The sequence below is a fragment of the Bradyrhizobium sp. CSS354 genome (assembly GCF_029051725.1).
Lineage (GTDB): Bacteria > Pseudomonadota > Alphaproteobacteria > Rhizobiales > Xanthobacteraceae > Bradyrhizobium.
Window position 1 is genome coordinate 1 of the sequence record NZ_JAACFU010000038.1, and the last position, 22,421, is coordinate 22,421.

The following is a 22,421-nucleotide window of genomic DNA, read 5'->3' on the forward strand; positions in this document are numbered from 1 at the left end:
ACCTGACCCAACTCCTCATGCCGGCAACGACACTCCGGCCGCCTTCGTCGGAACAGGTGGCCGCCTTCGATCGGAATGCATGGTCGCGTTCAATCGGAATCCCTGGCCGCAATCCCCGGAATCCGCATTCCATCCTGCGCCGCACAACTACGAGAACTCCACGCCCATAATTCAGCACGAAAAGTAAAGCGATAAACGCTCGGACAAAAGTGCTCGTCATCGAGGTGGTCGTCCCTCTGCTCAGGGCCCTTACCGCAATTGGAATGGCTGAATCAGGTCGACTTGGGGGTACATTACATCATGCCTCACCGAACGCTGCTGCCCGCGCATACTCTTGGCTGATTCGCTGGCTGTACGCCAAGGGCGCTATCGGGAGCTAAGATTTACAGCGATAGCAGGAAACGCACACCTGCCCGCGCTAGTCCGCCAGAGAGTCCTGCCGGCGTGCCATCAGCACGCCAGCAGGCAGCACCTGTCATGCTGCCATCATCATTGAATGCAATGCCGTTGGTACCACCCGCGACAGCCGTCATCAATGCCAACCTGTGACCGCGCGATGCCAAACCCTGCCGCACATGCTCGGGAATGCCGGGCTCGAGCTCAAGTGCGTCGCCATTCGTCCAGATGCGCGGTGCTTCGAAAGCTTCCTGCAGGCTCATTCGATGGTCGATTAGATTGATCAGCGCCTGTAGAGCCGATGGAAAGATCTTGCTCCCCCCGGGCAAACCGAGCGCATAACGCACCCTGCCATCCTTCAGCGCCATCACCGGCGACATCGAAGTAGTGACCCGCTTTCCTGGTTGAATCGAAAGCGCGCTGCCGGGCCGCGGATCGAAATTAGACATGTAGTCGTTGGGAAACATGCCCAAGCCCGGCACGATGAAGCGTGCGCCAAACGTGCTGTTGATGGTCTGCGTGGTCGTGACGATGTTGCCCTTGCTGTCGGCGACAGTAAGATGCGTAGTGTCCGCTCCTTCCTTTAGGAGCGTACCCGTCCAATGCTTGGCTTGCTTCATGTCGATGTCTTTGCGCCGTTGCTCGGCATAAGCCTTGGACACGATGCGCTCGACCGGAACTTGGACGAAATCGGGGTCGCCGCTTGCCTCGCCTCGATCGGCGAAGGCAATCTTCATCACCTCAGCCAGCAGATGTAGCGCTTCAACAGTCCCAAAACCCAGCTTCGCGAGGTCAAAACCCTCGAGAATGTTCAGCATCTGCGCAATGTGCACGCCGGAGGCAGCGGGCGGGGGAGGGCCCACAACCTCCCAACCACGATAGCTGGCACGGATTGGTTGACGCTCGACTACTCGATAGCTTGTGAGATCCTTCCGCGAGAGGAATCCGCCGCTGTGCTCCATGCACTCCACCAGTTGATCCCCGAGGGAGCCGCCATGTAGCGCGCTCTCGCCCTGCTTGGCGATCAGAGTGAGTGCTTCACCGTAGTCGGCCTGTATCAACCGCTCTCCGGGCTTGAGGGGCGTGCCGTTGGGCACCAACCGGGCGCCGGCCAAGGGGTCCAGCAACAGGTCGGCCGCTGCCCCCCCAATGCATTCAGAGAGATAGGGTGTAACGATGAACCCGCGCGTGGCATGCCGGATTGCAGGCTGCATAACGTCGGCGAGCGACATCGTTCCGTAGACTCGCAGCGCATGCGTCCAGGCCAGTAAGGAACCAGGGGTTGCCACCGCTTTGGGGCCTAGCTGATTCTCCCGCCGCTCGACCACGAACTCCAGGGTGCCAGGGATCGGCTTGAACATTGTCGGATGGCCAGCCAGCGGGACTGAACTCATGCCGTCAATGATGCACTCGCCGCCGTCGGCCAATCGGATATTGCATGTTGTACCTCCGATCAGACCCACCATCATCGGCTCGACGACGGTGAGTGCAAACTGCGCCGCGACCGCCCCATCGACGGCGTTGCCGCCCGCCGCCAACATTTCGAGAGCTGCGGCCGAACCCAGCGGGTGGTTCGTGACCACCATGCCGCGTGCAGAGTCAGCTGACCGTTTCTCGCAGTCGAATAGTGTCCCGGCCCGCTTGCGCCAAGTTGGGGAGAACATTTGAGCTATTCCCTTTCGTCGTCTCTTTCTGGCCGATCGCGTCCGGCGCACTCGGTGAGGCGCGTAATCAAAGTAGAATCGTGGAGCGCACTATTTCGACATTCTAGATCGTTTAAATGAACCCTCTCCATACCTTTGCTCGCTCTCCTAAGAGTTGCAGCATTTCCGCCCTCGTAGCTGATGGGATATGGTGATTTGTTACCAACATCCCATAAGGACCATCGCTGAGCGTTTTTCGCGCATAAACGCGAGGCTCTCCCCCCACACACACCTGGAATCTTGGTGGATAGGCGGTTCTGCCCCCGAGCTTGTGCGGGCCGTCCAACGCTGCCGGGCATGCCGGCGACTGCGCACAATCTCTACGCTCGCAATGCCATCCGGCCGCGCGACATGTCTTTCGCAAGCCCCAAGTCGGGATAATTTTCCAGAAGCAACTCACAAAGATCTCGACCGTTTCTCATGCTTTCGATTCTCCGCTTTGACGCTGAGCAAGGCCAATCAGAAGCATACGAGTCTCCCATCGGATTGCCGTTGTCGTAACGTGACATTGCAGGGTTCGTAGTTGACCAGCACGCGGTCTATCATGGCCTCAGCATTCCATCTCGCGTGAATAATCCGTGAGAATTTCCGCACCAACTTTGTTCACGAGCACGGTCGCGCTGAAACCGACGCTAACGTGAGGCTCTGGGAAGAGCACCGGCACTATATGGAACACCATGCCAGATTCGAGGACACGCGGATCCGCCTCCTTGATATCCATTACCCATCCCTCTCCCCAGCCAGGGCAGATGCCCACTCCGACTGAATACGCGGTTCGGTGGAGGAACGCGTCTGCGAGACCCGCCCGCGCCACCGTACTACGGCAAGCCGCATCCACCTCGCCACTCGTTGCGCCGGGCTTCATCGCCGCGATTGCGGCATCGAGCGCCGCGATCGAAGTGTCGGCGGCGCGCCGGACATCATCGTTCGGTTTGCCCATTGACCAAGTCCGCATCAAAGCGGCGCTGTAGCGTTTCGTGTTGCCGGCTCCCTCAATGTACACGAGATCGCCCTTCTCGATTCGGCGGCCGGACCAGCTTGCATGCGGCAGCGCGGTACGTGGGCCCGAAGCAACGTAGGGATGACCTGCCATATACTCACTGCCGGCCGCAATCACGGCCTGATGAAAGGCGGCAGCAACCTCATTCTCCGTGCGACCCGAATGTGTGATCTCACGCGCGGCGTCGAACCCGGCCTTCGTCGCGACGGCTGCACGTCGTATGTAGGCGATCTCTTGGGGAGATTTAATTCGACGACATTTCTCCAATACCGCAGATGCGTTCACGAAGCGTGAGTTAGGCAGGGCGGCACGGAGCGTTTCGTAAGCACTTACCGTGAAGAAGTATGAGTTGCCGTCGATACCGACAGTTTTCCCCGAGGCGCCAACCTCCGAAAGCGTCTTAGCAAGCACATCTGCGGGCACATCAGTGTCACGCCAGATCGCTATGTTCTGATAATAGGACAGTCGCTCGACATTTGTTCGCTCAAATCGGCGTATTACCACGATTGGTTCGCCGGTATGCATTACCACGAGCGCCTGAAAGACGTAGTAACCACGTGTGACGAGGCCGGAGAGGTAATAGATATTCTCCGGTGAACTGAGCACGAGGTAGTCAAGACCACGCTCGCTCATTGCTTTCCGGCAGCTCGAAAGGCGAGCATCAAATTCTTTAGCTGTGAACGGTAGTTGATCAACTGCGTCGACGGACAAAAGACTCGAATCTGTAGCCATGGTTGGTTACTCTTTTCAATGAGAGACCCGGCAGTCGGTTGCACTAGTGGAATTCGCGGGCGCGATGTCTAACCTGATATCATATCAGTGGCCTCGCTAGCGGCTACTCCCCACTATCGACCGTCGCCAATTCATCGAAGGTCTGGAAACCATGCTACGAGGAATGCGTAATAAATTGCTGCATTAATGCGACTTTCATCGTTGGGTTTCTGCGCTCTGAGGCCTCTGCGTGTCATTCGATGGCACGATCACGAAGTTCACGAATGGGAGAGAGGCTATGAAGCAATATGTCGCGCTTGTTAAACTTGATGCGCATCCCGAAGGGTAGAGAGTTATTTTGTCCAGAGTGTCATTGACACCAGCTTTTGCTGCCCGACCATAATTGCGGAATCGATAGCGGGTCGTACAGCGGAAAAGGGGGCGCAACGCCTTGCTTTGTTCGCTGCACGCAAAAGCCAGTCAGGAGGCCGGCGAGTCGAAATGCGCAAGAAGGTCTTCGCGTTTGAAGGAAGCCGGTGTCATTTGCGCCCGCCTTCGGAACCAACGCGCCAGTGCCTTTGTAGTCCGCCGGCGTGTCGCGAACATCGGGCGCGTTGCTCAGTTTACTAAGTTGGTCTCCGCGAACTCCTCGGCTCAGCAGCTGCCGGTCGAGCTGGTCCGGAATGAATTCTTCGATGCAGGCGTGGGCCCGTCATGCGGCTGATCCGATTGAACAGCCTGGGTCAAGCGCGTTGTTGCTGGCGATCCACCGAACGGGCCATATTGCGTCGGGTGAGGTTCGCGCCGAGGGCCAGCGCGCAGCCGAAAGTGAGATTGTGGCGCCCGCGAAGAACTTGAATTCGCCCGTTGCGCAGAGCCTGCCCAAGGCTAATAGCTCTGGCGAGAATGGAGGCGTCTTCCACCAGTTTGGTTGGGATATCGGCTCGATTAGCATGCCTCTATGCGAGTTTCGTCGGCACACCGCCAAGAGCCTCGGCGTGAGCGGGCCGCAATAGACGATCTTGATCGCGCTGGGGGAGCTGGACAGAGACGATAGCAATCCGGTCAATGTGGCGTCGAACCGGTTGAGCGTCGACGGTTCGTATATCACGAACCGGTCAAAGCTCCTGGAGAAAAAGGGCTTGATACGCCGGAAGCGTTCGAAGATCGACGCTCGGGTGGTTCAAATGTTGCTCGCGCAATGCGACGAGGCAACGCGCGAGGCTTTCCGCGCAGCGAGACGCCATCGACAAGTTTGTCTTTGGAGTAACCAACATGCGCCGCCTCTCCTGACCGAGACGGCGGCGGAACTCTTCTCCGGCAACAAAAAGTGGCCTAAGGCCAGAGGAGCGCCGGGAATGGTCTACGGCGCGGCTACTCGGCGTCGAAAACGCAAGAAAGCATCTCAATTCGTAGGATTTTCTGCTTTTGTGGTCTATTTTCACGGTTTTTATGCGTTGGGGGCTTCTACGATCCAAGAATTATCTGGTTCTGCCTCACGCGGAGAAGCGTCCTAATCGCGACTGACACTGCTTGCATCGCTTGAGCGCAATCCTGCGGTCATTCGTGAATGTCGACGTTTCCAAGCAATTCCAGGGACGCTGCACTGAAAGAAAGGGAGGGCCCGTATATGGGTGAACGTTCGATCACGACCATTAATCGCCGCCGCGCTGTCGGCTTGATCACCGCCGGGCTCGCGGCACCTTTCGTCAGCCGCTGGGCGGGCGCACAACCGGCTTGGCCGGAGCAGACCGCCGTCCCCGACATCCTCAAGGGTTCGGGCGAAGTGCGCATCGCCACTTGGGGCGGCGCATTACAGCAGGCCGAGCAGAAAGCTTATTTCGAGCCGTTCGAGAAGCTGACCGGAATAAAGGTGCGCGCCCTTCCTGGCGCCGACCAGGCCAAAGTCAAGGCCATGGTTGAAACCGGCAACGTCGAATGGGACATCGTACAGCTCAGCAACGGCTCCATCATGAACCTGATGAAGTCAGGCGATTACTTTGAGAGAATAGACTACTCCCTCATCGACGATGGTGTGGGCAAAGAATACCGGTCCGAGTATGGGCTGGAAATGTTGGTCTGGGCCAGCGTGATGGCCTACCGCACCGATGCATTCAACGGCGCGGCGCCTGCAAGCTGGGCCGATTTCTGGGACGTCGGCAAATTTCCCGGCAGCCGCGCCTTATACGGCATCGGCTCTGAGCATCCGGAGTTGGAGTTCGCCCTAATGGCGGCCGGCGTACCCGCCGACAAGCTCTATCCGCTCGACGTCGACAAGGCGCTGGCGAGCTACGAAAAGATCAGAAAGAGCGTGACGAAGTGGTGGACCACCGGCGCTCAGCCGCCGCAGATGTTGACCGATCGCGAGGTCGTCATGACCACGGTCTGGAACGGCCGGATGGCGGCGTTGCAGGAGCAAGGGGTGCCGGCGACGATCTGCTGGAATCAGGGCGTGGCCCGGCGTGACGGTTGGGGGGTTCCTAAGGGAGCCAAGAACAAGGCCAATGCCATGAAGTTCGTGGCCTATTCGACTATGGCAATTCCGCAGGCACGTTTTGCACTCTCCATACCATATGGGCCCGTCAATGAAGGCTCCTTTAAGTACATCCCGCCAGAGCGAATGGCTTTGCTGCCAAGCGCGCCTGAGATCAAGAAACAACTGATCCAGTACGACTACGATTGGTGGATTGCCAATCAAGATATGGCTGTCGCCAAGTTCAACAAATGGCTATTAGCTTAATGCCTTCTTTCCCGCTCCCGCCCGTGAGCGGCAGCTCAAGTCGAACTGCTGCTTGGAGCGAAGAGCTCGTTGCCAGCCAAGCGTCGGTGCCAACGGCCACACCCGCATCTGCAGTCACGAGTCCCTCTCGCTTCCCAAGTGGGCGTCGCGCCGGGACGGGTAGCGATATCGCCGAATGTGCCTGGATCGAAAAGCCGTCGTGGCCCTGAGATTTAACGAGTAGCCCTTGGAGAGGTTCGTTGTCGTCATCAACTAGTGCTCTAAGGCTACCCGAGAGGGATTTTATGAAGGAAGCGTCGGGCCGTTCGGCTCTGCCTATGGGCGATGGTTGTCTTCGCGGGGCTTCGGTGTCGCTCAGTGACTTGGAGAGGAGTTACGGTGGAGTCGCAGCTGTGGCCGGAGTATCGCTTGATATTCAATCCGGCGAATTCCTCACGTTGTTGGGGCCCAGCGGTTCAGGCAAGACGACGACGCTCATGATGATCGCGGGCTTCCAGGCTCCCAGCAAGGGCGATATTGCCATTGACGGTGTATCGGTCGTCGATACCCCGCCTTATCGACGCAACATCGGCATGGTGTTTCAAAACTACGCCCTGTTTCCACACCTGACCGTGGCCGAGAACATCGCCTTTCCCCTGAAGCAGCGTCGTGTTCCGAAAGTAGAGCGGGCACGCCTGGTGGCGGAGGCGCTTGAACTCATGCATCTGCCCGGCTATGGCGGGCGCTATCCGCGCCAGCTTTCCGGAGGGCAGCAGCAACGCGTGGCAGTGGCGCGTGCTCTGGTCTTCAAGCCGCGTCTATTGTTGATGGACGAACCACTGGGGGCGCTCGACAAGCAATTGCGAGAGAATCTTCAGCTTGAGATGCGCCGGCTGCACGCAGAACTCGGCATCACATTCATCTATGTGACTCACGATCAAGAAGAGGCGCTCACCATGTCGGACCGCATCGTCGTGATGAACGACGGGAAGGTCGCGCAGGTCGGACGGCCGGAGGATCTCTATGACCGGCCCTGCAATCGATTCGTGGCTAGCTTCATCGGTGAGTCCAATTTTCTTCCTGCGGTTGTGCGCGGTCTGGAAAATGACATGGTCGTTGCGGAGTGCGGGGGCGTGCTGCTGCGAGCCGCGACCTCACAGCGTCTGGCAATCGGCGCGGAGATTACGTTGGCAACCCGTCCGGAGCGGCTGCGCTTCGCCGAACAGCTTGCCGAGTCCGATGCGATCAACCGCATCGCTGTTACGGTGACCGAGTCGGTGTTTGCCGGTGAGCGTTGCCGGTACCTGCTGAAGACTGAGAACGGGGCCGCCATGGTGCTCAAGGAAGTTTCCAGTGCCACGGTCCGCCGCCGCGACGTTGGTGATCGCGTGGAGATCGCTTGGTCGGTCGCGGACACGATCATCGTATAGGGTGTCCAATGTCTGACTCGAGCATGACGCCATCCATGCGCATCTTAGGTGGCCGACGGGAGTGGAGCAGGTGGAGGCGCGACATACCATGGCTCACTCCGCTGCTGCTCGCCGCGCCGCTCCTCCTCTACATGGCCGTGTTCTACGCCATTCCGGTCGTGTCCATGCTGCTGCGCAGTCTTAACGATCCGAAATGGTCGCTGGACCACTATGCAGCGTTGCCAAGTGACGTCGTTTTCCTCAAGGTTCTCTGGATCACGCTCAGCACGTCCTTCATCGTGACGCTCGCCACCCTGATGTTGGCGTATCCGGTGGCGCTTGCTCTCTCTCGCGCCCGATCAACCGCGCCCTTGATCCTGATTGTGGTCCTGCTGCCATTTTGGACCTCGGTGCTGGTACGGACCTACGCCTGGATGGTGTTGCTCGGCCGTCACGGCATGATCAACGAGGCGCTGATGGCGCTCGGTATAATCGAACAGCCGCTCCGGCTGCTCAACACGACGCTTGCGACGGAGATCGCAATGGTTCACATTTTGTTACCCTATATGATCCTGCCGATTGCCAATGCGCTGCGGCAGATTGATCCCTCGCTGGCGCTGGCTTCCTCTGGTCTCGGCGCCACACCCTGGGGCACCTTCCGGCAAGTGACGTTTCCCTTGTCGATGCCAGGTGTTGCGGCCGGAATGCTGCTGGTCTTCGTGCTGGCGCTCGGGTTCTACATTACCCCGGCCATGGTGGGCGGCTCTCGTGATATTACGCTCTCGATGCTGATTGCTCAGGAAGTCGATCAACTCCACTGGGGTTACGCCGCCACTCTTTCCACATTGTTGCTGGCGGTCGCGCTCGGCCTAGTCGCCATTGCGCAACTCCTGCCTGGCGTTGGCAACACCTTTAGGACAAGCAAGTGATGAGTGCTGTCCGCTTCGTGCCGTCGTTGATCGTTGCGCTCATCCTGCTCTTCCTTGCTCTTCCGATTGTTGTGGTGTTCGTGCTCTCCTTCTCCTCGGCGGCGTATCTCACCTTCCCGCCACCGGCTTTTGGCTTCAGGTGGTATAAGGCGTATTTCGGGGATTCTGATTGGCTTGACGCAACTTGGCTTAGCCTCTGGGTGGCGGCAGCTGTCGTGGCGCTTTCGACCACGCTCGGAACGCTTGCTGCGATCGGCATCGTTCGCCTGCCAAGACCTATACGCATATTCACAACCGCACTCGTTCTTTCGCCGCTGGTTGTGCCGGGAATAGTCATCGCGATCGGTGTATACTACGCTTTCTCCCGCTACGGGCTGGTCGGCTCGTCGATGGGCATCGTGCTGGCGCATACGTGCTTGGCCGTGCCGTTTGTCGTAACTAGCGTCAGCGCCAGCCTCGCTGCAATTGATCCCAAGCTTGAGCATGCGGCTTTGAGCCTAGGCGCGACACCTGGTGCGACCTTGTGGCAAGTAACTTTGCCCCTGATTCGGCCGGGCGTCCTCGTCGGCGCGCTGTTCGCGTTCATCACCTCCTTCGATGAGGTGATCATAGCGCTGTTCTTGTCTGGTTCTGGCGCTGTCACGCTGCCGCGGCGCATGTGGGATGATCTGCGCTTCCAGCTCAATCCCACGATCGCGGCCGTATCGACGCTCACGATAATTCTGACAGCGTTGCTGCTCGCCATCGCGCACTTGATCCGCAGGCGCACCGAGCAACTGAAGAACGAAAAAGGCGATGCATAGTCGAAAAGATGGTCTCTGCTCGTGCGATCCGTAACTACACTGGATTGATACAGTGACTTCGAACGGCTGATTTGACGCTGATGTCGTCCGTGAAGAGCGGCTAAGCGACTAGAATCGCATTTGTGTTTGTGGACTGTTTTGCGATTGCAAGGTTGTGATGCTGCGGGCGTCGGAACCTTGCGATTTCATTTTCAGGGTTCCGTCGCATCGGCAGTCATAATTCCGTGGTCATATCGGAGGTGGCGATGCGACCGAAGAAGCACAGGACGACGGGATCGCGCGATCTGTTCCGGGCAAGGCTCGACCAGATCATCACTATGAAGCACGAGCTGGTTCAGCTCGCCAGCAAGGTCGACTGGGACTGGATCGACGGCGAAATCGCGCTGCTCTATAGCGAGAACGGTCGGCCGGGCATCGCGATCCATTTCGTGATCGGGCTGTTGCTGCTCAAGCACATTTCCGGCCTGTCCGACGAGGGGTGTGCGAGCGCTGGATCCACGACCCATATTTGCAGTACTTCACCAGCGAGGAGTTCTTCCAACACGCGTTCCGCACGAGCGCTCGGACCTGAGCCACTGGCGCAAGCGGTACGTCATGCCAAGCTGATGAATGCTTGTGGGTGCAAGTCCCATCCGGCCAAAGCCGAAGCAGGCAGGTCGGAACCGAGTCTTGCGGGCGTCGCGGCAACGCGGGGTTCGAAGTGTAGACAGGAGCCATGCGGGGTGCGGGAATGAGCCTCGAAAGGTGGATGTTCGCGGAGGCCGAGTGTGTTCCCTAAACACGAAGGCAGCATGAGCACCGTCCTTATGCGAGACGATGCCGCTCCGTCGGGGTCGATGACCGGATCACGTATGCCAGGTAATCATCAGAACATGAGAGGCCCGACCGGGTCCGTTGGATTGGTCTCCAACGGGGGGCAGCGGCAAGGCAGTGCCAGAGCCGCGGTCCGAGCTGAGGTCGGGAGTCGGACTGGTCCATAGCACCTGTGAAGTCGTCGAAGGAAAACGAGACGCATGGAGGGAAGGGGCCAGCCGAGGGGCCCGCGCGAGAAGGCCAGGGTCCGGACACAGAGCCGGGTTGCCTTGCCGCCGAACCTCGAACGTGTGAACACGGCAGCCAAGCAAGCTGCCCAAACCCGGGCGCGCACCTCCGCATTGCCACCGCGGGGAGTGTTAGACGGGCGCTGGCGTTTTGCTGCGTGCTAATGATTTTTCGTGCACAAGATCTGCATTTTTGGTCGCGATCAATACGAATTGGCTCAATCAGTTTGTGATAATCCGCCGCAAATTCAAGGAACGAGGATCGATGAAGGTCTTGGTGCCGGTAAAGCGGGTGGTCGATTACAACGTCAAGGTCCGCGTCAAGAGCGATGGATCGGGTGTTGAACTCGCCAACGTCAAAATGTCGATGAACCCGTTCGACGAAATTGCGGTCGAAGAAGCGCTGCGCCTGAAGGAAGCCGGCAAGGCGACCGAAGTCGTGGTGGTCTCCATCGGACCGGCGCAGGCGTCGGAAACGATCCGCACCGGTCTCGCCATGGGCGCCGATCGCGGCATCCTGGTGAAGGCCGAGGGCGCGGTCGAGCCGCTCGCCGTCGCCAAGATCCTGAAGAAGATTGCGGACGAAGAGCAGCCGGGCCTGATCATTCTCGGCAAGCAGGCGATTGACGACGACAGCAATCAGACCGGCCAGATGCTGGCCGCGCTGCTCGGCTGGTCGCAGGCGACCTTCGCCTCGAAGCTCGAGGTTGAAGGAAGCGACTTCAAGGTCACCCGCGAAGTCGACGGCGGCTTGCAGACCGTGAAGCTGAAGGGACCGGCGATCGTGACCACCGATCTCCGTCTCAACGAGCCGCGCTACGCCTCGCTGCCCAACATCATGAAGGCCAAAAAGAAGCCGATAGCGGACAAGACCGCCGCCGATTACGGCGTCGATCTCACCGCGCGCCTAGAGGTTCTCAACACGACCGAGCCGGCGGGCCGCAAGGCGGGCGTCAAGGTCAAGGACGTCGCCGAGCTGGTGTCGAAACTCAAGAACGAAGCCGGGGTGCTCTGATGACGACGCTTCTGATTGCCGAACACGACAATGCGTCGCTCAAGGATGCGACCAACAAGGCCCTGACCGCAGCGGCCGCGCTCGGCGCGGATGTCGAGGTTCTGGTGGCCGGCGAGAATGCGAAGGCCGCGGCGGACGCGGCCGCAAAGCTTGCCGGTGTGAAGAAGGTGCTGCTCGCCGACGGCGCGCTTTACGCGCACGATCTGGCCGAGCCGCTGGCCGCGCTGATCGTCTCGCTGGCTCCCGGCTACGACGCCATCGTCGCGCCCGCGACCTCGCGCTTCAAAAACGTGATGCCGCGCGTCGCGGCCCTGCTCGACGTCATGCAGGTCTCGGAGATCACCAAGGTGGTCGCCCCCGACACCTATGAGCGTCCGATCTACGCCGGCAACGCCATCCAGACGGTGAAGTCGAAGGACGCCAAGAAGGTCATCACGGTGCGCACCTCCACCTTCGCCGCAGCGGGTGAAGGCGGCAGCGCGTCGGTCGAGAGCGTCGCGGCGGCGGCCGATCCGGGCCTGTCGTCCTTTGTCGGCGAGGAAGTCGCGAAGAGCGATCGTCCCGAACTGACCTCGGCCAAGATCATCGTCTCTGGTGGCCGCGCCATGCAGAGCCGCGAGAACTTCGCAAAGTACATCGAGCCGCTCGCCGACAAGCTCGGCGCCGGCGTCGGCGCTTCGCGTGCGGCGGTGGATGCGGGCTATGCCCCGAACGACTGGCAGATCGGCCAGACCGGCAAGGTCGTGGCCCCCGAGCTCTATGTCGCGGTCGGCATTTCCGGCGCGATCCAGCATCTGGCCGGCATGAAGGACTCCAAGGTGATCGTCGCGATCAACAAGGACGAGGACGCGCCGATCTTCCAGGTTGCCGATTACGGCCTGGTCGCCGACCTCTACCAGGCGGTTCCGGAGCTGACCGCCGAACTCGGCAAGCTCGGCAAGTAAAACGCGCTAAAACACCGGCCGGAGCTATAAAACTCCGGCCGGTGTTGCTTTTTGAGGCGTTTTCTTTGGCAGTACTGCCTCGCGATGGCTCGGCTTGGTTCCTCTCATCGTGACCTCGCCAGCATTCTTTGTAGAGTAGGGATGAAGCGCCGTGCCCGAGATCGGTCTCTTCATCCACCGGGTCAACGGAGGCGGTCGCCCGCCCCCGGTTCCCACAGAACGTGGCGTGCGGATTTCCCGGACCGACGCTCTTCGACAGTTTGGTTGGTTCACAGCACTGTAAGCGCCTGCAGCTCCCGGTCAGGGAGGCACAGCTTGGGCTTCAGCAACGGTGTCCGTTCTTCGAAGGCATCCGAAGAGAGGCGTCGGCCTGCCCAGCTGCGGCTGCGCAGCATTCCGCGCCAGTAACGCTCCACGGCCCGATAAACTTTTACGAGGCTCCGGAGACTTAGCCATAGCGGCCGCGCAGGACGACGTTGATTTCATCGGCCTGGTCATTGATCTTGTAATGCCGTATTCGCCGCATCAGCTCCTGCAGGGACATAAGCCTGCGCTTTTGCCGAGATTTCTCGGTGCGCATCCCAAACTTGAGCGTTTGACCCAGAAAGTAGATTGTTTCCGGGCGGTTTCTGCCGCGTTTCCCGCGTGTCTTTGTGCGAACCGACCAAACTCGACCAACTTGGTCTTGGTCGGCTCTAGAGTGAGGCAGAACTTCCCCAACCGAAGACGCAAGGCCTCCTGTACGCGGATTGCGTCGATCGAATATTGGAAGCAGATCACAAAGTCGTCGATATAGCGCAGGTCGGGCGTTGTCCCGCAGCGGGCCCTTCACCACGCGATCGAACCAGAGGTCGAGAACGTAATGAAGGTAGAGGTCGCTCAAAGGTAGACTAATCGATCCGCCTTGTGGCGTTGCTTGTTCGCTCGGATATTGTCGAAGGAAAGCGTCACATACTACCCATCTCCGCAATCTTCCGAATTCGGTGACAATCCAGCGTGAGCGGCATCCGTTTGAGGGCCGCTCATTGCAACTTATGGGCACCGTCAAGCGTCGCGGCATTCTGCTGCTGCTGCTGGTAGTGCTTCCAGATGGCAGCCGCTCGCTCGTTCCCGCGGGCTCGACCGATTGGAAAGCAACACAAACTGTTGACGAACCTTCCACATCTGGATCCGGCCCTGGTGAGCGCTGCCTCGCTCCATTGACCGATTTGCTTCATGCGCGGGCGATTGTCGGCGCTCTCCTGGGGCCGTTGCCTGATTCCTCAGCCAAAGCCAGCGGCCGATGAGGCGAGTTTTGATGCAACGGACCCTGTCGTTCACGAACCTCCCGCTCCTGCGCAACGAACCCTGGCGTTTCTCGAACCTCCCCCTCCGGCGCAGCGGAGCCAACAGCTCGACGCCGAAGCACGAGCCGAGGCTCTCAGCACTCTGGCCCGCTTGATCGCTCACACGCGCCTTGCCGACTTCCTGCCCTGGGCCGCCCCTGGTCGTTGAAGGAATTGTCTCAAACAAGGCTCACTGGTTTCAGCCGACGGCCCGGTTTAGAAGACCAGATCTCGATAGCAGCATGCCGGCTGAACTTGTGGCGGTCGCAGGCCGCTGAACAATGCGCTTCGTCGTCTGTATCGGGGGGCCGTCTTCGTCGAGGCGCAGCGGCATTCCGCAGGACATTATCGCCTTCAATTTGCAGGAAGCTGTGGCCGGGACCGGTCTGGTGCTGGCGAGGGCCGGTGAAGTCACCGATCGTGCGAAGGAACCCGGAGGGGCTTCGATGCTGTACGGCGGTCTACCGAACTGCTATCCCGCGAAAGCTCTCGGCTGAAGAGCGAGCTCGGCGGTTTCTTTGAGAGGGTTAAAGCAGACTAACTCTGCATCTCGACACCGCAAGCTAGCGAAGCCTAAACATTTCCGTTTTCGAAGCCGAGTGGCCTCTAGCTGTTCGAGGATCTGGTATAGCCAAAGAAGCCACCTGGCGAGAATCGTTCCAATTCGGACCAGCGGCAGCCGCTTTGCGCGGCGAAGAGTGTCCCCAGGCTTGCTTCTCCAAGGGTAATGCTTCCCTTTTCGTCGTCACTACTTGATCCGCGCTCGACCAAATTGCTCAGCATTCAGCTACACCGCTCAGGCACAATGCTCTGAAATGGCTCACAAAAGCCGCGACCTCGCGCTGAGGGCCGCTCAGCCGTGAAACAGGTGCACAGTAGCGGGCGCTGATCTTAGTCGCTCGGTAAGAACGCTGGGCTGCTCGCAGTCGTCACCGATGCGAATGCCGCTTCGAGGTCGGGGCGTGTCTCCCGGTGGTGGTGTAGCTCGGTAGAGCAAAGCCGCCCGGACGCGCGCTTCCAAATGGCGCCGTAGCGGGCGGGCGGCTTTGCGGTGGTCACCGGCAGTTCTCCGGTAGGATCGAGTTGCGACACGCCAACGCAATCGAGGACCCGACGAAAGGTGTGAACACCTCGCTGATTGATTTCAGACCAAGAATTTCGGCTTTAGGAGAGCGCCAATCAGGCAACTTCGACCTTGGATTACGTGCAATGTTCGCACGAGAGATCTTTCGCCATCAAATGGAAGAGCTGGGTCGATGCGCTTATTCGCTGCCGCGCTTGCCACAGAAACCAACACATTCTCGCCGTTGCCAACGAGCCTCAACTCCTTCAAGGAATGCGTCTTTGTACGACCCGGCGAGCATCCTGAAGACAGAGCGGTCTTCGCCTCGGAGCCGCTCCTTGTAGCGCGCCGCATGGCGGCTGCCGAAGGCTTCACTTTGATCGAAGGAAGCTGCTTTGGCGCGGAGCCCGCTGGCACCACGAGGCGGAGTGACTACGAGTTTATGCGCGATGAAATACTGGGTCAGCTCAAGCAGGCGCTGCCGTTAGATGGCGTGCTTTTGGGCCTACACGGTGCCATGGTCGCGGATGGCTATGAAGACGTCGAAGGTGACATCCTGGAGCGCGTGCGTGCCCTTGTAGGCCCGAAATGCGTCATTGGCGTCGAACTCGATCCGCATTGCCATCTGACGCTCAAGCGCGTGAAGCTCGCCGACGTGATCGTTCTTTACAAGGAATTTCCTCACACGGACACGATGGAACGCGCCAAGGATGTCCTCGATATCGTGCTCAACACGTTGCGCGGAAAAGTGAAACCCGTCATGTCCCTCTACGTCGGCAGCTAGGAGTATACCCCACGACCTTGCCGCTGATGCGAGGCTTCGTTGACCGTATCAAAAGAATGGAGGGTACGGCGGGCGTGCTCTCGATTTCGATCTGCCATGGCTCTTCTGCTGCCGACGTGCCGGAGATGGGAAGTCGCATACTCGTGATCACGGACAATGATAGGCCGAGGGGTGATGCAATCGCAACCAAGCTTGGTGAAGAGTTCGTCTCTATGCGAGGCAAGACCGCGCCCCAGTATTATTCTGTCGACGACGGCATCGATGCCGCTATCAATTCCGACGGTGCACCCATCATCATGGCCGATCCTGCCGATAATGCTGGCGGCGGCGCGCCATCGGACAATACGACCATTGCACGGCGCCTCATCGAGCGCCGAGTCGAGAACGTCGCGATAAGGCCAATTTGGGATCCGATCGCGGTGCGCCTTTGCTTCGATGCAGGAGAAGGAGCCGAACTCCCACTGCGCATTGGCGGCAAAATTGGTCCCGCGTCGGGCGCGCCGATCGACGCCAGAGTGACAGTGGTCGGCCTCAAGCGCGACAACTGGCAGAGCGGACCCTGGGGCAGGTCGGGGGTCGGCGACTGCGCCGCGGTACGCGTGGGCGGCGTCGAGATTGTGCTCCTCGCCAAGCGAACGCAGGCGTTGGGACCCGAACTCTTCATTAATGTCGGAATTAACCCGCTCACTAAGAAGATCGTGGTCCTCAAGTCAACTAACCATTTCACTTTCGGACCGATAGCCAAGAAGGTGATCTATTCGACAGCGATGGCCCCTTGACCCTCGACTATGGCAAGATTCCGTACAAGCGGATCAAGCGCCCGATTTGGCCACTTGACGAAGAGACGGCCCCTAGCCTCATTCGTTAGATAGGGCTGTTGGAGACGTTTACGGAGTACGTCTCTTTCCGGCGGCAATATCGTTCTTGGCGAGCGTATTCAATGGGCTGCTTGTTTTGCGGGATCGGCGTTGAACTGAGTTGGAGATCGTGACGATCAACCACCAGTAGGCGCTTGCTCTTGGTTACTTCAAGCTTCTCGGTCCGAGAGCGCCGAACATCGGCTTGTTGACGCCGGAGCTTATTGCATTCCGCAGAATTGATATTCTATTACGATGGCAGGCCGGTGGCACCAACTGAAGGAAGCTCAACGCAAGCCAGGCGGACGTTTGCTCGAGCGCTGGCGCGTTCGAGCGCTGCTGATGGACAGTCGGGCATGCGTCGCGACTCTTGTGCCGGTCCAGATCACGTCTTTAAAATTCTGACGCCTCAAAGCTTCAGGTTGGTGCGGTCCAACGCACAATTTCGATGGGCGGCATGCATACTTCGATGAAAATCATCGCTATCAGCGGATACATGTTTCTGAAAGAGAAGCCTCTGCTGGCCACAAGACTACAAAGTCAAAAGCTGTGAGCACGTTGAGCCAACCGCAGGCGCCGTATGCAGGTGCGTCCCTGCGATCCTGGCCGCGCACGCGTCAGGAAAAAGATCGTGGCCCGGTTTTCGACCGGTTGCCGCGGAATGGCGAGCGCCAGGCGCGCGGGGGAGGGAAGAGCGTCGATGCCGGGCACGAACAATGCCTTTGTGGAGTTTTCTGGCGTTCAGAAGACGTATGACGGCGAAACGCTGGTCGTTAAGGATCTCAACCTGGAGATCGCTCGGGGTGAGTTTCTGACGATGTTGGGGCCTTCCGGGTCTGGCAAGACGACCACCCTCATGATGCTCGCCGGCTTCGAGGCGCCGACCCAGGGCTCGATCCTGCTGGCGGGCCGCTCGATCGGCAACATGCCGCCCCACAAGCGCGACATCGGCATGGTGTTCCAAAACTACGCGCTGTTTCCGCATATGACGGTCGAGGAGAACCTCGCCTTCCCCCTGAACGTTCGCAAGGTTGGGAAGCAGGACAGAGAGGCGAAGATCAAGCGGGCGCTCGACATGGTTCGTCTCGGTGCCTATGGCGGGCGGCGGCCTGGCCAGCTTTCCGGCGGCCAGCAGCAGCGCGTCGCGCTGGCCCGCGCGCTCGTCTTCGATCCCAAGCTCGTGCTGATGGACGAGCCGCTCGGCGCGCTGGACAAGCAATTGCGCGAGCACATGCAACTCGAGATCAAGCATATCCACGAGGATCTCGACGTCACCGTGGTCTATGTCACGCATGATCAGGGCGAGGCGTTGACGATGTCGGACCGCATCGCGGTGTTCAACGATGGGGTCATCCAGCAACTCGCTGCGCCCGCCGAACTCTACGAGCGGCCGCAGAACGCTTTTGTCGCCCAGTTCATCGGCGAGAACAATCGGCTGCGTGGCAAGGTCGTGGCGATGAATGGCGCGACCTGCCTGGTGGAGATTCCGGGCGCCGGCAACGTGCAGGCGCTGGCCGTCAATGTCGGCGCGGTTGGCCGGCCGACCGTGCTGTCGTTGCGGCCGGAGCGGGTGAAGTTGAACCCGGCGCCAGGCTCGCTGCCCAATGTCTTCAGCGCACAGGTTGCGGAAGTGATCTACCTCGGTGACCACGTGCGCACCCGGGTTTCGGTCTGCGGCCACGACGATTTTGTGGTCAAGCTGCCGAATTCGGAAGGCACGGTGCAAGTCGAGCCCGGCGCGGTGATCACAATCGGCTGGAAGACTGAGGATTGCCGGGCGCTCGATGCGCCATGAGGGGCGACCAAGGCCCTAAAGCGGGGCTCGGCTGGGACTTCGGCAGCGCTGCCCTCATCCAGGGGGTGGTATAGAGGGGAGAGAGTAGACGATGAGAACGCCACTGACGATCGCGAACAGCCTGGCCGTCATCGGCCTGACAGCGGGCATGTTCGTAGCAACGACGCCCGCCCTTGCCGACGACCTGCTCACGGTCACGGCTGGAGGTGGGTCCTTCCAGCAGGTCCTGCGCAAGCTTATGTTCGACCCATTCTCAAAGGCGAGTGGGATCAAGATCACTGAAGCCGAGTACGACTACACTCTCGGTAAGATCCGCGCCATGGTCGAGACCAAAACCGTCAGCTGGGATGTGGTTTACGCTGGCGACTCGGGTACCCGGCAGATGTGCGCGGAGGGTCTGATTGAGACCATCGACTGGAAGAAGCTCGGCCTCGACCGGGCCAAGTTCGAGGGAGCCGAATACAGCGACTGTGGGGTGCCGGCCGGCATCGCCGCCTCCGTCGTTACCTATGACAGAGACAAGCTTCCGAACGGCCCGAAGACGATCGCCGATTTTTTCGATCTGAAGAAATTCCCCGGCAAGAGAGGACTACCCAAGACTCCCCAGGTTTCAGTCGAATGGGCACTTATCGCAGACGGCGTGCCGATCAGGGACGTCTACAAGGTGCTCAACACGCCAGAGGGAATCGATCGCGCTTTCAAAAAGCTCGACACAATCAAAAAAGACATCGTCTGGTGGACGTCCGGCGCCCAGCCGATACAGCTTCTCGCCGACGGCCAGGTGGTCATGACCGATGCTTGGAATACCCGAATCTATGATGCGGTCAAGAACTCCGGTAAGCATTTCGAATTGGTCTGGGACGGCGCGGTAACGAACGGGAACGCTTGGGTGATCCCCAAGGGCACGCCCCGATTGGACAGCGCCTACAAATTTGTCGCTTTAGCGGGTTCGTCGCAGACGCAAGCCGACCTAGCTAGCTCCACTAGCCAGGGACCGGGCAACAGCGATGCCCTCGCACTGATCGATCCGGCCGTCCGTCCCAGCATTCCTAATGATCATTCGGGTAGTACTCTGCCGAGTGACTTGAGTTTTTGGAGCGAGAAGGGCGATGAACTGCGCCAGCGGTTTAACGCTTGGCTCGCGAAGTAAAGCCGTAGCGGAGAATAAAGCTGCCGCGGGGAGCGCTTCCCCTCTCCTCGCGGCATCAGCGCGGCCAACCTCAAGGAATAGTCAATGTCGACGACGGCCATCCAAATTGGAAGTACCTTCGAAGGCATACCTCTGCGTCTCAAGCTCAAACGGATCGAGCGCCGGCAGAAGATGAAGGCTCTCTTTCTCGTCCTTCCGCTGTTGCTATTCATTTTGGTCGCCTTCGTTCTTCCGATTGGCCGGATGCTCTTCAACGCTATCCACGACGATACACTTTTGACTCTGGCGCCGCGGACAATGACGGCGCTAAGAGGATGGGATGGCAAGGACCTGCCGGGCGAGGCCGTGTATGCCGCGCTGGCGGGTGACCTCAAAGAGTCGTGGACCCGGAAAACGGCGGCGACTATCGGCAAGCGCATCAACTACGAGTTGCCCGGATCTCTCAGCGAGGTGATATCGAGCGCGCGCAAAGTGAGCTTGCTTCCCGCCGGGCCCTACCGGGAGGCATTGATCAAAATCGGTCCGCTTTGGGGCCGGCACGACGTCTGGAGCCTACTAAAGCGTGGAACGTCCGCCTATACGGGCTATTACCTGCTGCGTTCTGTCGATTTCGAGTATGGCCCGGACAGCCAGATTGTCGCCTCACCCCCGGAGAACAGGATCTTTCGGGACGTTTTCTTGCGTACGCTTGGCATCAGCAGCGGCGTAACGGCAATAACCCTGCTGCTCGGTTTTCCTCTGGCCTTTCTCTTGGCGACATTACCGCGCAAGTCCAGCAATCTTCTGATGATCTTGGTCGTACTGCCGTTCTGGACATCAGTGCTGATACGGACCACGGCCTGGGTTGTGCTGCTGCAACAGCACGGCATCGTCAACGATGCGTTGATGGCGCTACATGTCATCTCGCAACCGGCAGAGCTCATCTACAATAGGATAGGGACTGTCGTGGCGATGACCCATATCCAGCTGCCCATAACTCTCCTGCCGATCTACAGCGTTATGCGAACGATATCGCCGAGCTATGTCCGCGCCGCTCGCTCGCTCGGCGCTGGACCGTTCTACGCCTTTTGGAAGGTCTATTTCCCCCTAACCCTGCCGGGGATCGCCGCCGGATGCCTGATGACCTTCATTCTGTGCCTCGGTTACTACATAACCCCGGCGCTCGTCGGGGGGCCGGCTGACCAAATGGTTAGCTCATTTGTAGCCCACTACACAAATGAGGAACTTAACTGGGGCATGGCTTCGGCGCTTGGCACCATTCTGCTCACCGTGACGTTGCTACTCTACTATTCTTTCAGCAATCTGGTCGGCGTCGACCGTGTCAAGATGGGGTGAGAACGATGGCCGCCTCCGCATGGTACTACCTGCACCGGCTGCTCTGCGGGGCAGTACTGTTGTTTCTGATTGCCCCGATCCTCGTCGTCATCCCGCTCTCATTCAATTCCGTACCCTTCTTCACCTATCCAATGGCGGGGTTGTCCCTGCGATGGTATGAGGAGTTTTTCCTGACCGTCCGGTGGCAGGGCGCACTTCAAAATTCGATCTTTGTCGCCGTCGCCGTCACCGTTCTATCTACGGTTCTAGGCACGCTAGCTGCCCTCGGCCTTAGCCGACCGAACTTCCCCTGGCGCACGGCGGTGATGAGTGTACTGATCTCGCCCATCATAGTCCCGGTTGTGATTACCGCGGTGGGCGTGTATTTTTTCTATGCCGATGTCGGGCTGCTCAACACCTTTGCCGCGCTGATCCTGGCGCACACCACGCTGGCTACGCCCTTTGTCATCATCACCGTGACGGCAACGCTTGCGGGCTTCGACCATTCTCTGACCCGCGCAGCCGCAGGGCTCGGTGCGCCGCCGGTCACCGCATTCTTCAAAGTTACACTGCCGCTCATACTTCCAGGCATGATCTCTGGAGCGCTCTTCGCCTTTCTCACCTCCTTCGACGAGGTGGTGGTCGCTCTTTTCGTTGCCAGCCCTGAACAGCGCACTTTGCCGAGAGTCATGTTTTCCGGTATCCGCGAGGAGATCAGCCCGACCATCATCGCTGCCGCCACGGTGCTGATCCTGTTTTCGATCGCCGTGCTGATGACTGTCGAGCTTCTGCGGCGGCGCTCTGAACGCCTGCGCGGGATTCGCGACCTCTGATTACAAAAGTCAGATCAATATCACGAAGCGGGAAGGCGACCCGAACGCCGTCCCCGCAGCCGAAGCTATCAGCCGCCCCTGATCGATCTGCCTTTCGGCAATTCGGGAAAAGGACCAAGCAGAAATGGCCACGAGATTGATGGTTGCCTGGCAGGGAGTGGCCTAAATTAGCGTCACGACGCGATCGGAGACATCCATCTCGATGCATTCGACTCTGGAATTGAAGCCGGCCTCGTTGCCGAATCCCAGGGGAATCGCTCGTCGCGCGGAACGCATGCAGGATGAGCTTCTGCGCTGAATGACGAAAACTGTCTGATCGACGCGCAGCTCCAGTAGAAGTTGACGATATTCTCCTGCCAGGAAGCGTAAGCTTCCTCAGCATCACCGGGTATGTCGCAGGCGAATGTTCATGCAAGCAGCCTAGTCTAATGAGTCGTCCGTTAAGAAGCCGAATTGAGCGGGAGCGGACAGGCAAGCGTATGCGATAGCTGGATCAGGAAGAGGCACAAGAGTTCTCTGAGCCAGGCGAGGATACGGCGGAAGTTGTGGCCGACTGCTGAGAGCACGACGTTGGCGGCGTCGCCGGCGCGGCCTTTGAGATAGCAGCGGCCAAGGTGACCTTCGGCCTTCA

The 22,421-nt window shown here is 59.3% G+C and carries 17 protein-coding genes and 4 pseudogenes; 17 read left to right on the forward strand and 4 right to left on the reverse strand.

Annotated elements, in window-relative coordinates; translation table 11 throughout:
• Positions 1-383: 383 nt before the first annotated feature.
• Complete coding sequence (ggt, locus tag GWG67_RS37310; protein WP_275174653.1) at positions 384-2,060, reverse strand: gamma-glutamyltransferase; 1,677 nt, start codon at positions 2,058-2,060, stop codon at positions 384-386.
• A gap of 589 nt (positions 2,061-2,649) precedes the next feature.
• Complete coding sequence (locus tag GWG67_RS37315; RefSeq protein ID WP_275174654.1) at positions 2,650-3,831, reverse strand: Xaa-Pro peptidase family protein; 1,182 nt, start codon at positions 3,829-3,831, stop codon at positions 2,650-2,652.
• A gap of 662 nt (positions 3,832-4,493) precedes the next feature.
• Between GWG67_RS37315 and GWG67_RS37320 the strand changes: the two genes are divergently transcribed.
• The 9 genes and pseudogenes from GWG67_RS37320 to GWG67_RS37360 all read left to right on the forward strand — a co-directional run bounded on the left by GWG67_RS37320 (position 4,494) and on the right by GWG67_RS37360 (position 12,669).
• Positions 4,494-4,826 (forward strand): hypothetical protein, encoded by a 333-nt coding sequence (locus GWG67_RS37320; protein ID WP_275174655.1) that lies wholly within the window; start codon positions 4,494-4,496, stop codon positions 4,824-4,826.
• 6 nt (positions 4,827-4,832) lie between these two features.
• On the forward strand, positions 4,833-5,327 hold the full coding sequence (locus GWG67_RS37325; RefSeq protein WP_275174656.1) for a MarR family transcriptional regulator: 495 nt from the start codon (positions 4,833-4,835) through the stop codon (positions 5,325-5,327).
• 113 nt (positions 5,328-5,440) lie between these two features.
• Entirely contained in the window at positions 5,441-6,550 is a 1,110-nt protein-coding gene (locus GWG67_RS37330; protein WP_275174657.1) for an ABC transporter substrate-binding protein, read from the forward strand.
• A 392-nt stretch (positions 6,551-6,942) separates the two neighbouring features.
• Positions 6,943-7,959: an ABC transporter ATP-binding protein gene (locus GWG67_RS37335; RefSeq protein ID WP_275174658.1), complete on the forward strand. Its 1,017-nt coding sequence runs from the start codon at positions 6,943-6,945 to the stop codon at positions 7,957-7,959.
• A 23-nt stretch (positions 7,960-7,982) separates the two neighbouring features.
• On the forward strand, positions 7,983-8,867 hold the full coding sequence (locus tag GWG67_RS37340) for an ABC transporter permease (protein WP_275174659.1): 885 nt from the start codon (positions 7,983-7,985) through the stop codon (positions 8,865-8,867).
• The gene (locus GWG67_RS37345) at positions 8,867-9,670 is read left to right on the forward strand and encodes an ABC transporter permease (protein WP_275174660.1); all 804 of its coding nucleotides are present in this window, start codon (positions 8,867-8,869) and stop codon (positions 9,668-9,670) included. The genes GWG67_RS37340 and GWG67_RS37345 overlap by 1 nt, the downstream gene beginning before the upstream one ends.
• A gap of 245 nt (positions 9,671-9,915) precedes the next feature.
• Positions 9,916-10,258 (forward strand): annotated as a pseudogene (locus tag GWG67_RS37350) (transposase); the annotation flags it as partial.
• 717 nt (positions 10,259-10,975) lie between these two features.
• The gene (locus GWG67_RS37355; protein ID WP_007597346.1) at positions 10,976-11,725 is read left to right on the forward strand and encodes an electron transfer flavoprotein subunit beta/FixA family protein; all 750 of its coding nucleotides are present in this window, start codon (positions 10,976-10,978) and stop codon (positions 11,723-11,725) included.
• On the forward strand, positions 11,725-12,669 hold the full coding sequence (locus tag GWG67_RS37360; protein ID WP_275174661.1) for an electron transfer flavoprotein subunit alpha/FixB family protein: 945 nt from the start codon (positions 11,725-11,727) through the stop codon (positions 12,667-12,669). Before GWG67_RS37355 ends, GWG67_RS37360 begins: the two co-directional genes overlap by 1 nt.
• 448 nt (positions 12,670-13,117) lie before the next feature.
• Here the strand turns inward: GWG67_RS37360 and GWG67_RS37365 are convergent, their stop codons facing one another.
• Entirely contained in the window at positions 13,118-13,249 is a 132-nt protein-coding gene (locus GWG67_RS37365; RefSeq protein WP_275174662.1) for a hypothetical protein, read from the reverse strand.
• A gap of 848 nt (positions 13,250-14,097) precedes the next feature.
• On the opposite strand from GWG67_RS37365, the pseudogene GWG67_RS37370 reads away from it, so the two are divergent.
• The 8 genes and pseudogenes from GWG67_RS37370 to GWG67_RS37405 all read left to right on the forward strand — a co-directional run.
• Positions 14,098-14,343 (forward strand): annotated as a pseudogene (locus GWG67_RS37370) (hypothetical protein); the annotation flags it as partial.
• Positions 14,276-14,491 (forward strand): hypothetical protein, encoded by a 216-nt coding sequence (locus tag GWG67_RS37375; RefSeq protein WP_275174668.1) that lies wholly within the window; start codon positions 14,276-14,278, stop codon positions 14,489-14,491. The pseudogene GWG67_RS37370 and the gene GWG67_RS37375, both read left to right, overlap by 68 nt.
• A 759-nt stretch (positions 14,492-15,250) precedes the next feature.
• Positions 15,251-16,050, forward strand: a pseudogene (locus tag GWG67_RS37380) (M81 family metallopeptidase); the annotation flags it as partial.
• A gap of 87 nt (positions 16,051-16,137) precedes the next feature.
• Positions 16,138-16,620 carry an MlrC C-terminal domain-containing protein gene (locus GWG67_RS37385; protein ID WP_275174667.1) on the forward strand — a complete coding sequence of 161 codons (483 nt, stop codon included), beginning with the start codon at positions 16,138-16,140 and terminating at the stop codon, positions 16,618-16,620.
• Positions 16,621-17,398: 778 nt separating this feature from the next.
• A complete protein-coding gene (locus tag GWG67_RS37390; protein WP_275174663.1) occupies positions 17,399-18,493 on the forward strand; it encodes an ABC transporter ATP-binding protein in 1,095 nt (364 codons plus the stop codon).
• A 91-nt stretch (positions 18,494-18,584) separates the two neighbouring features.
• A complete protein-coding gene (locus GWG67_RS37395; RefSeq protein WP_275174664.1) occupies positions 18,585-19,643 on the forward strand; it encodes an ABC transporter substrate-binding protein in 1,059 nt (352 codons plus the stop codon).
• An 84-nt stretch (positions 19,644-19,727) separates the two neighbouring features.
• On the forward strand, positions 19,728-20,978 hold the full coding sequence (locus GWG67_RS37400) for an ABC transporter permease (RefSeq protein ID WP_275174665.1): 1,251 nt from the start codon (positions 19,728-19,730) through the stop codon (positions 20,976-20,978).
• Positions 20,979-20,983: 5 nt separating this feature from the next.
• Positions 20,984-21,790: an ABC transporter permease gene (locus GWG67_RS37405; protein WP_275174666.1), complete on the forward strand. Its 807-nt coding sequence runs from the start codon at positions 20,984-20,986 to the stop codon at positions 21,788-21,790.
• A gap of 440 nt (positions 21,791-22,230) precedes the next feature.
• Here GWG67_RS37405 and GWG67_RS37410 read toward each other — a convergent pair.
• Positions 22,231-22,421: pseudogene (locus tag GWG67_RS37410) on the reverse strand (IS5/IS1182 family transposase); the annotation flags it as partial.

Excerpts from the sequence above, each read along its gene's own strand:
- ggt (WP_275174653.1), bottom strand. The coding sequence starts at position 2,060 with ATGTTCTCCCCAACTTGGCGCAAGCGGGCCGGGACACTATTCGACTGC.
- GWG67_RS37315 (WP_275174654.1), bottom strand. The coding sequence starts at position 3,831 with ATGGCTACAGATTCGAGTCTTTTGTCCGTCGACGCAGTTGATCAACTA.
- GWG67_RS37320 (WP_275174655.1), top strand. The coding sequence starts at position 4,494 with ATGAATTCTTCGATGCAGGCGTGGGCCCGTCATGCGGCTGATCCGATT.
- GWG67_RS37330 (WP_275174657.1), top strand. The coding sequence starts at position 5,441 with ATGGGTGAACGTTCGATCACGACCATTAATCGCCGCCGCGCTGTCGGC.
- GWG67_RS37340 (WP_275174659.1), top strand. The coding sequence starts at position 7,983 with ATGACGCCATCCATGCGCATCTTAGGTGGCCGACGGGAGTGGAGCAGG.
- GWG67_RS37345 (WP_275174660.1), top strand. The coding sequence starts at position 8,867 with ATGAGTGCTGTCCGCTTCGTGCCGTCGTTGATCGTTGCGCTCATCCTG.
- GWG67_RS37355 (WP_007597346.1), top strand. The coding sequence starts at position 10,976 with ATGAAGGTCTTGGTGCCGGTAAAGCGGGTGGTCGATTACAACGTCAAG.
- GWG67_RS37360 (WP_275174661.1), top strand. The coding sequence starts at position 11,725 with ATGACGACGCTTCTGATTGCCGAACACGACAATGCGTCGCTCAAGGAT.
- GWG67_RS37365 (WP_275174662.1), bottom strand. The coding sequence starts at position 13,249 with ATGCGCACCGAGAAATCTCGGCAAAAGCGCAGGCTTATGTCCCTGCAG.
- GWG67_RS37375 (WP_275174668.1), top strand. The coding sequence starts at position 14,276 with ATGCGCTTCGTCGTCTGTATCGGGGGGCCGTCTTCGTCGAGGCGCAGC.
- GWG67_RS37385 (WP_275174667.1), top strand. The coding sequence starts at position 16,138 with ATGGCCGATCCTGCCGATAATGCTGGCGGCGGCGCGCCATCGGACAAT.
- GWG67_RS37390 (WP_275174663.1), top strand. The coding sequence starts at position 17,399 with ATGCCGGGCACGAACAATGCCTTTGTGGAGTTTTCTGGCGTTCAGAAG.
- GWG67_RS37395 (WP_275174664.1), top strand. The coding sequence starts at position 18,585 with ATGAGAACGCCACTGACGATCGCGAACAGCCTGGCCGTCATCGGCCTG.
- GWG67_RS37400 (WP_275174665.1), top strand. The coding sequence starts at position 19,728 with ATGTCGACGACGGCCATCCAAATTGGAAGTACCTTCGAAGGCATACCT.
- GWG67_RS37405 (WP_275174666.1), top strand. The coding sequence starts at position 20,984 with ATGGCCGCCTCCGCATGGTACTACCTGCACCGGCTGCTCTGCGGGGCA.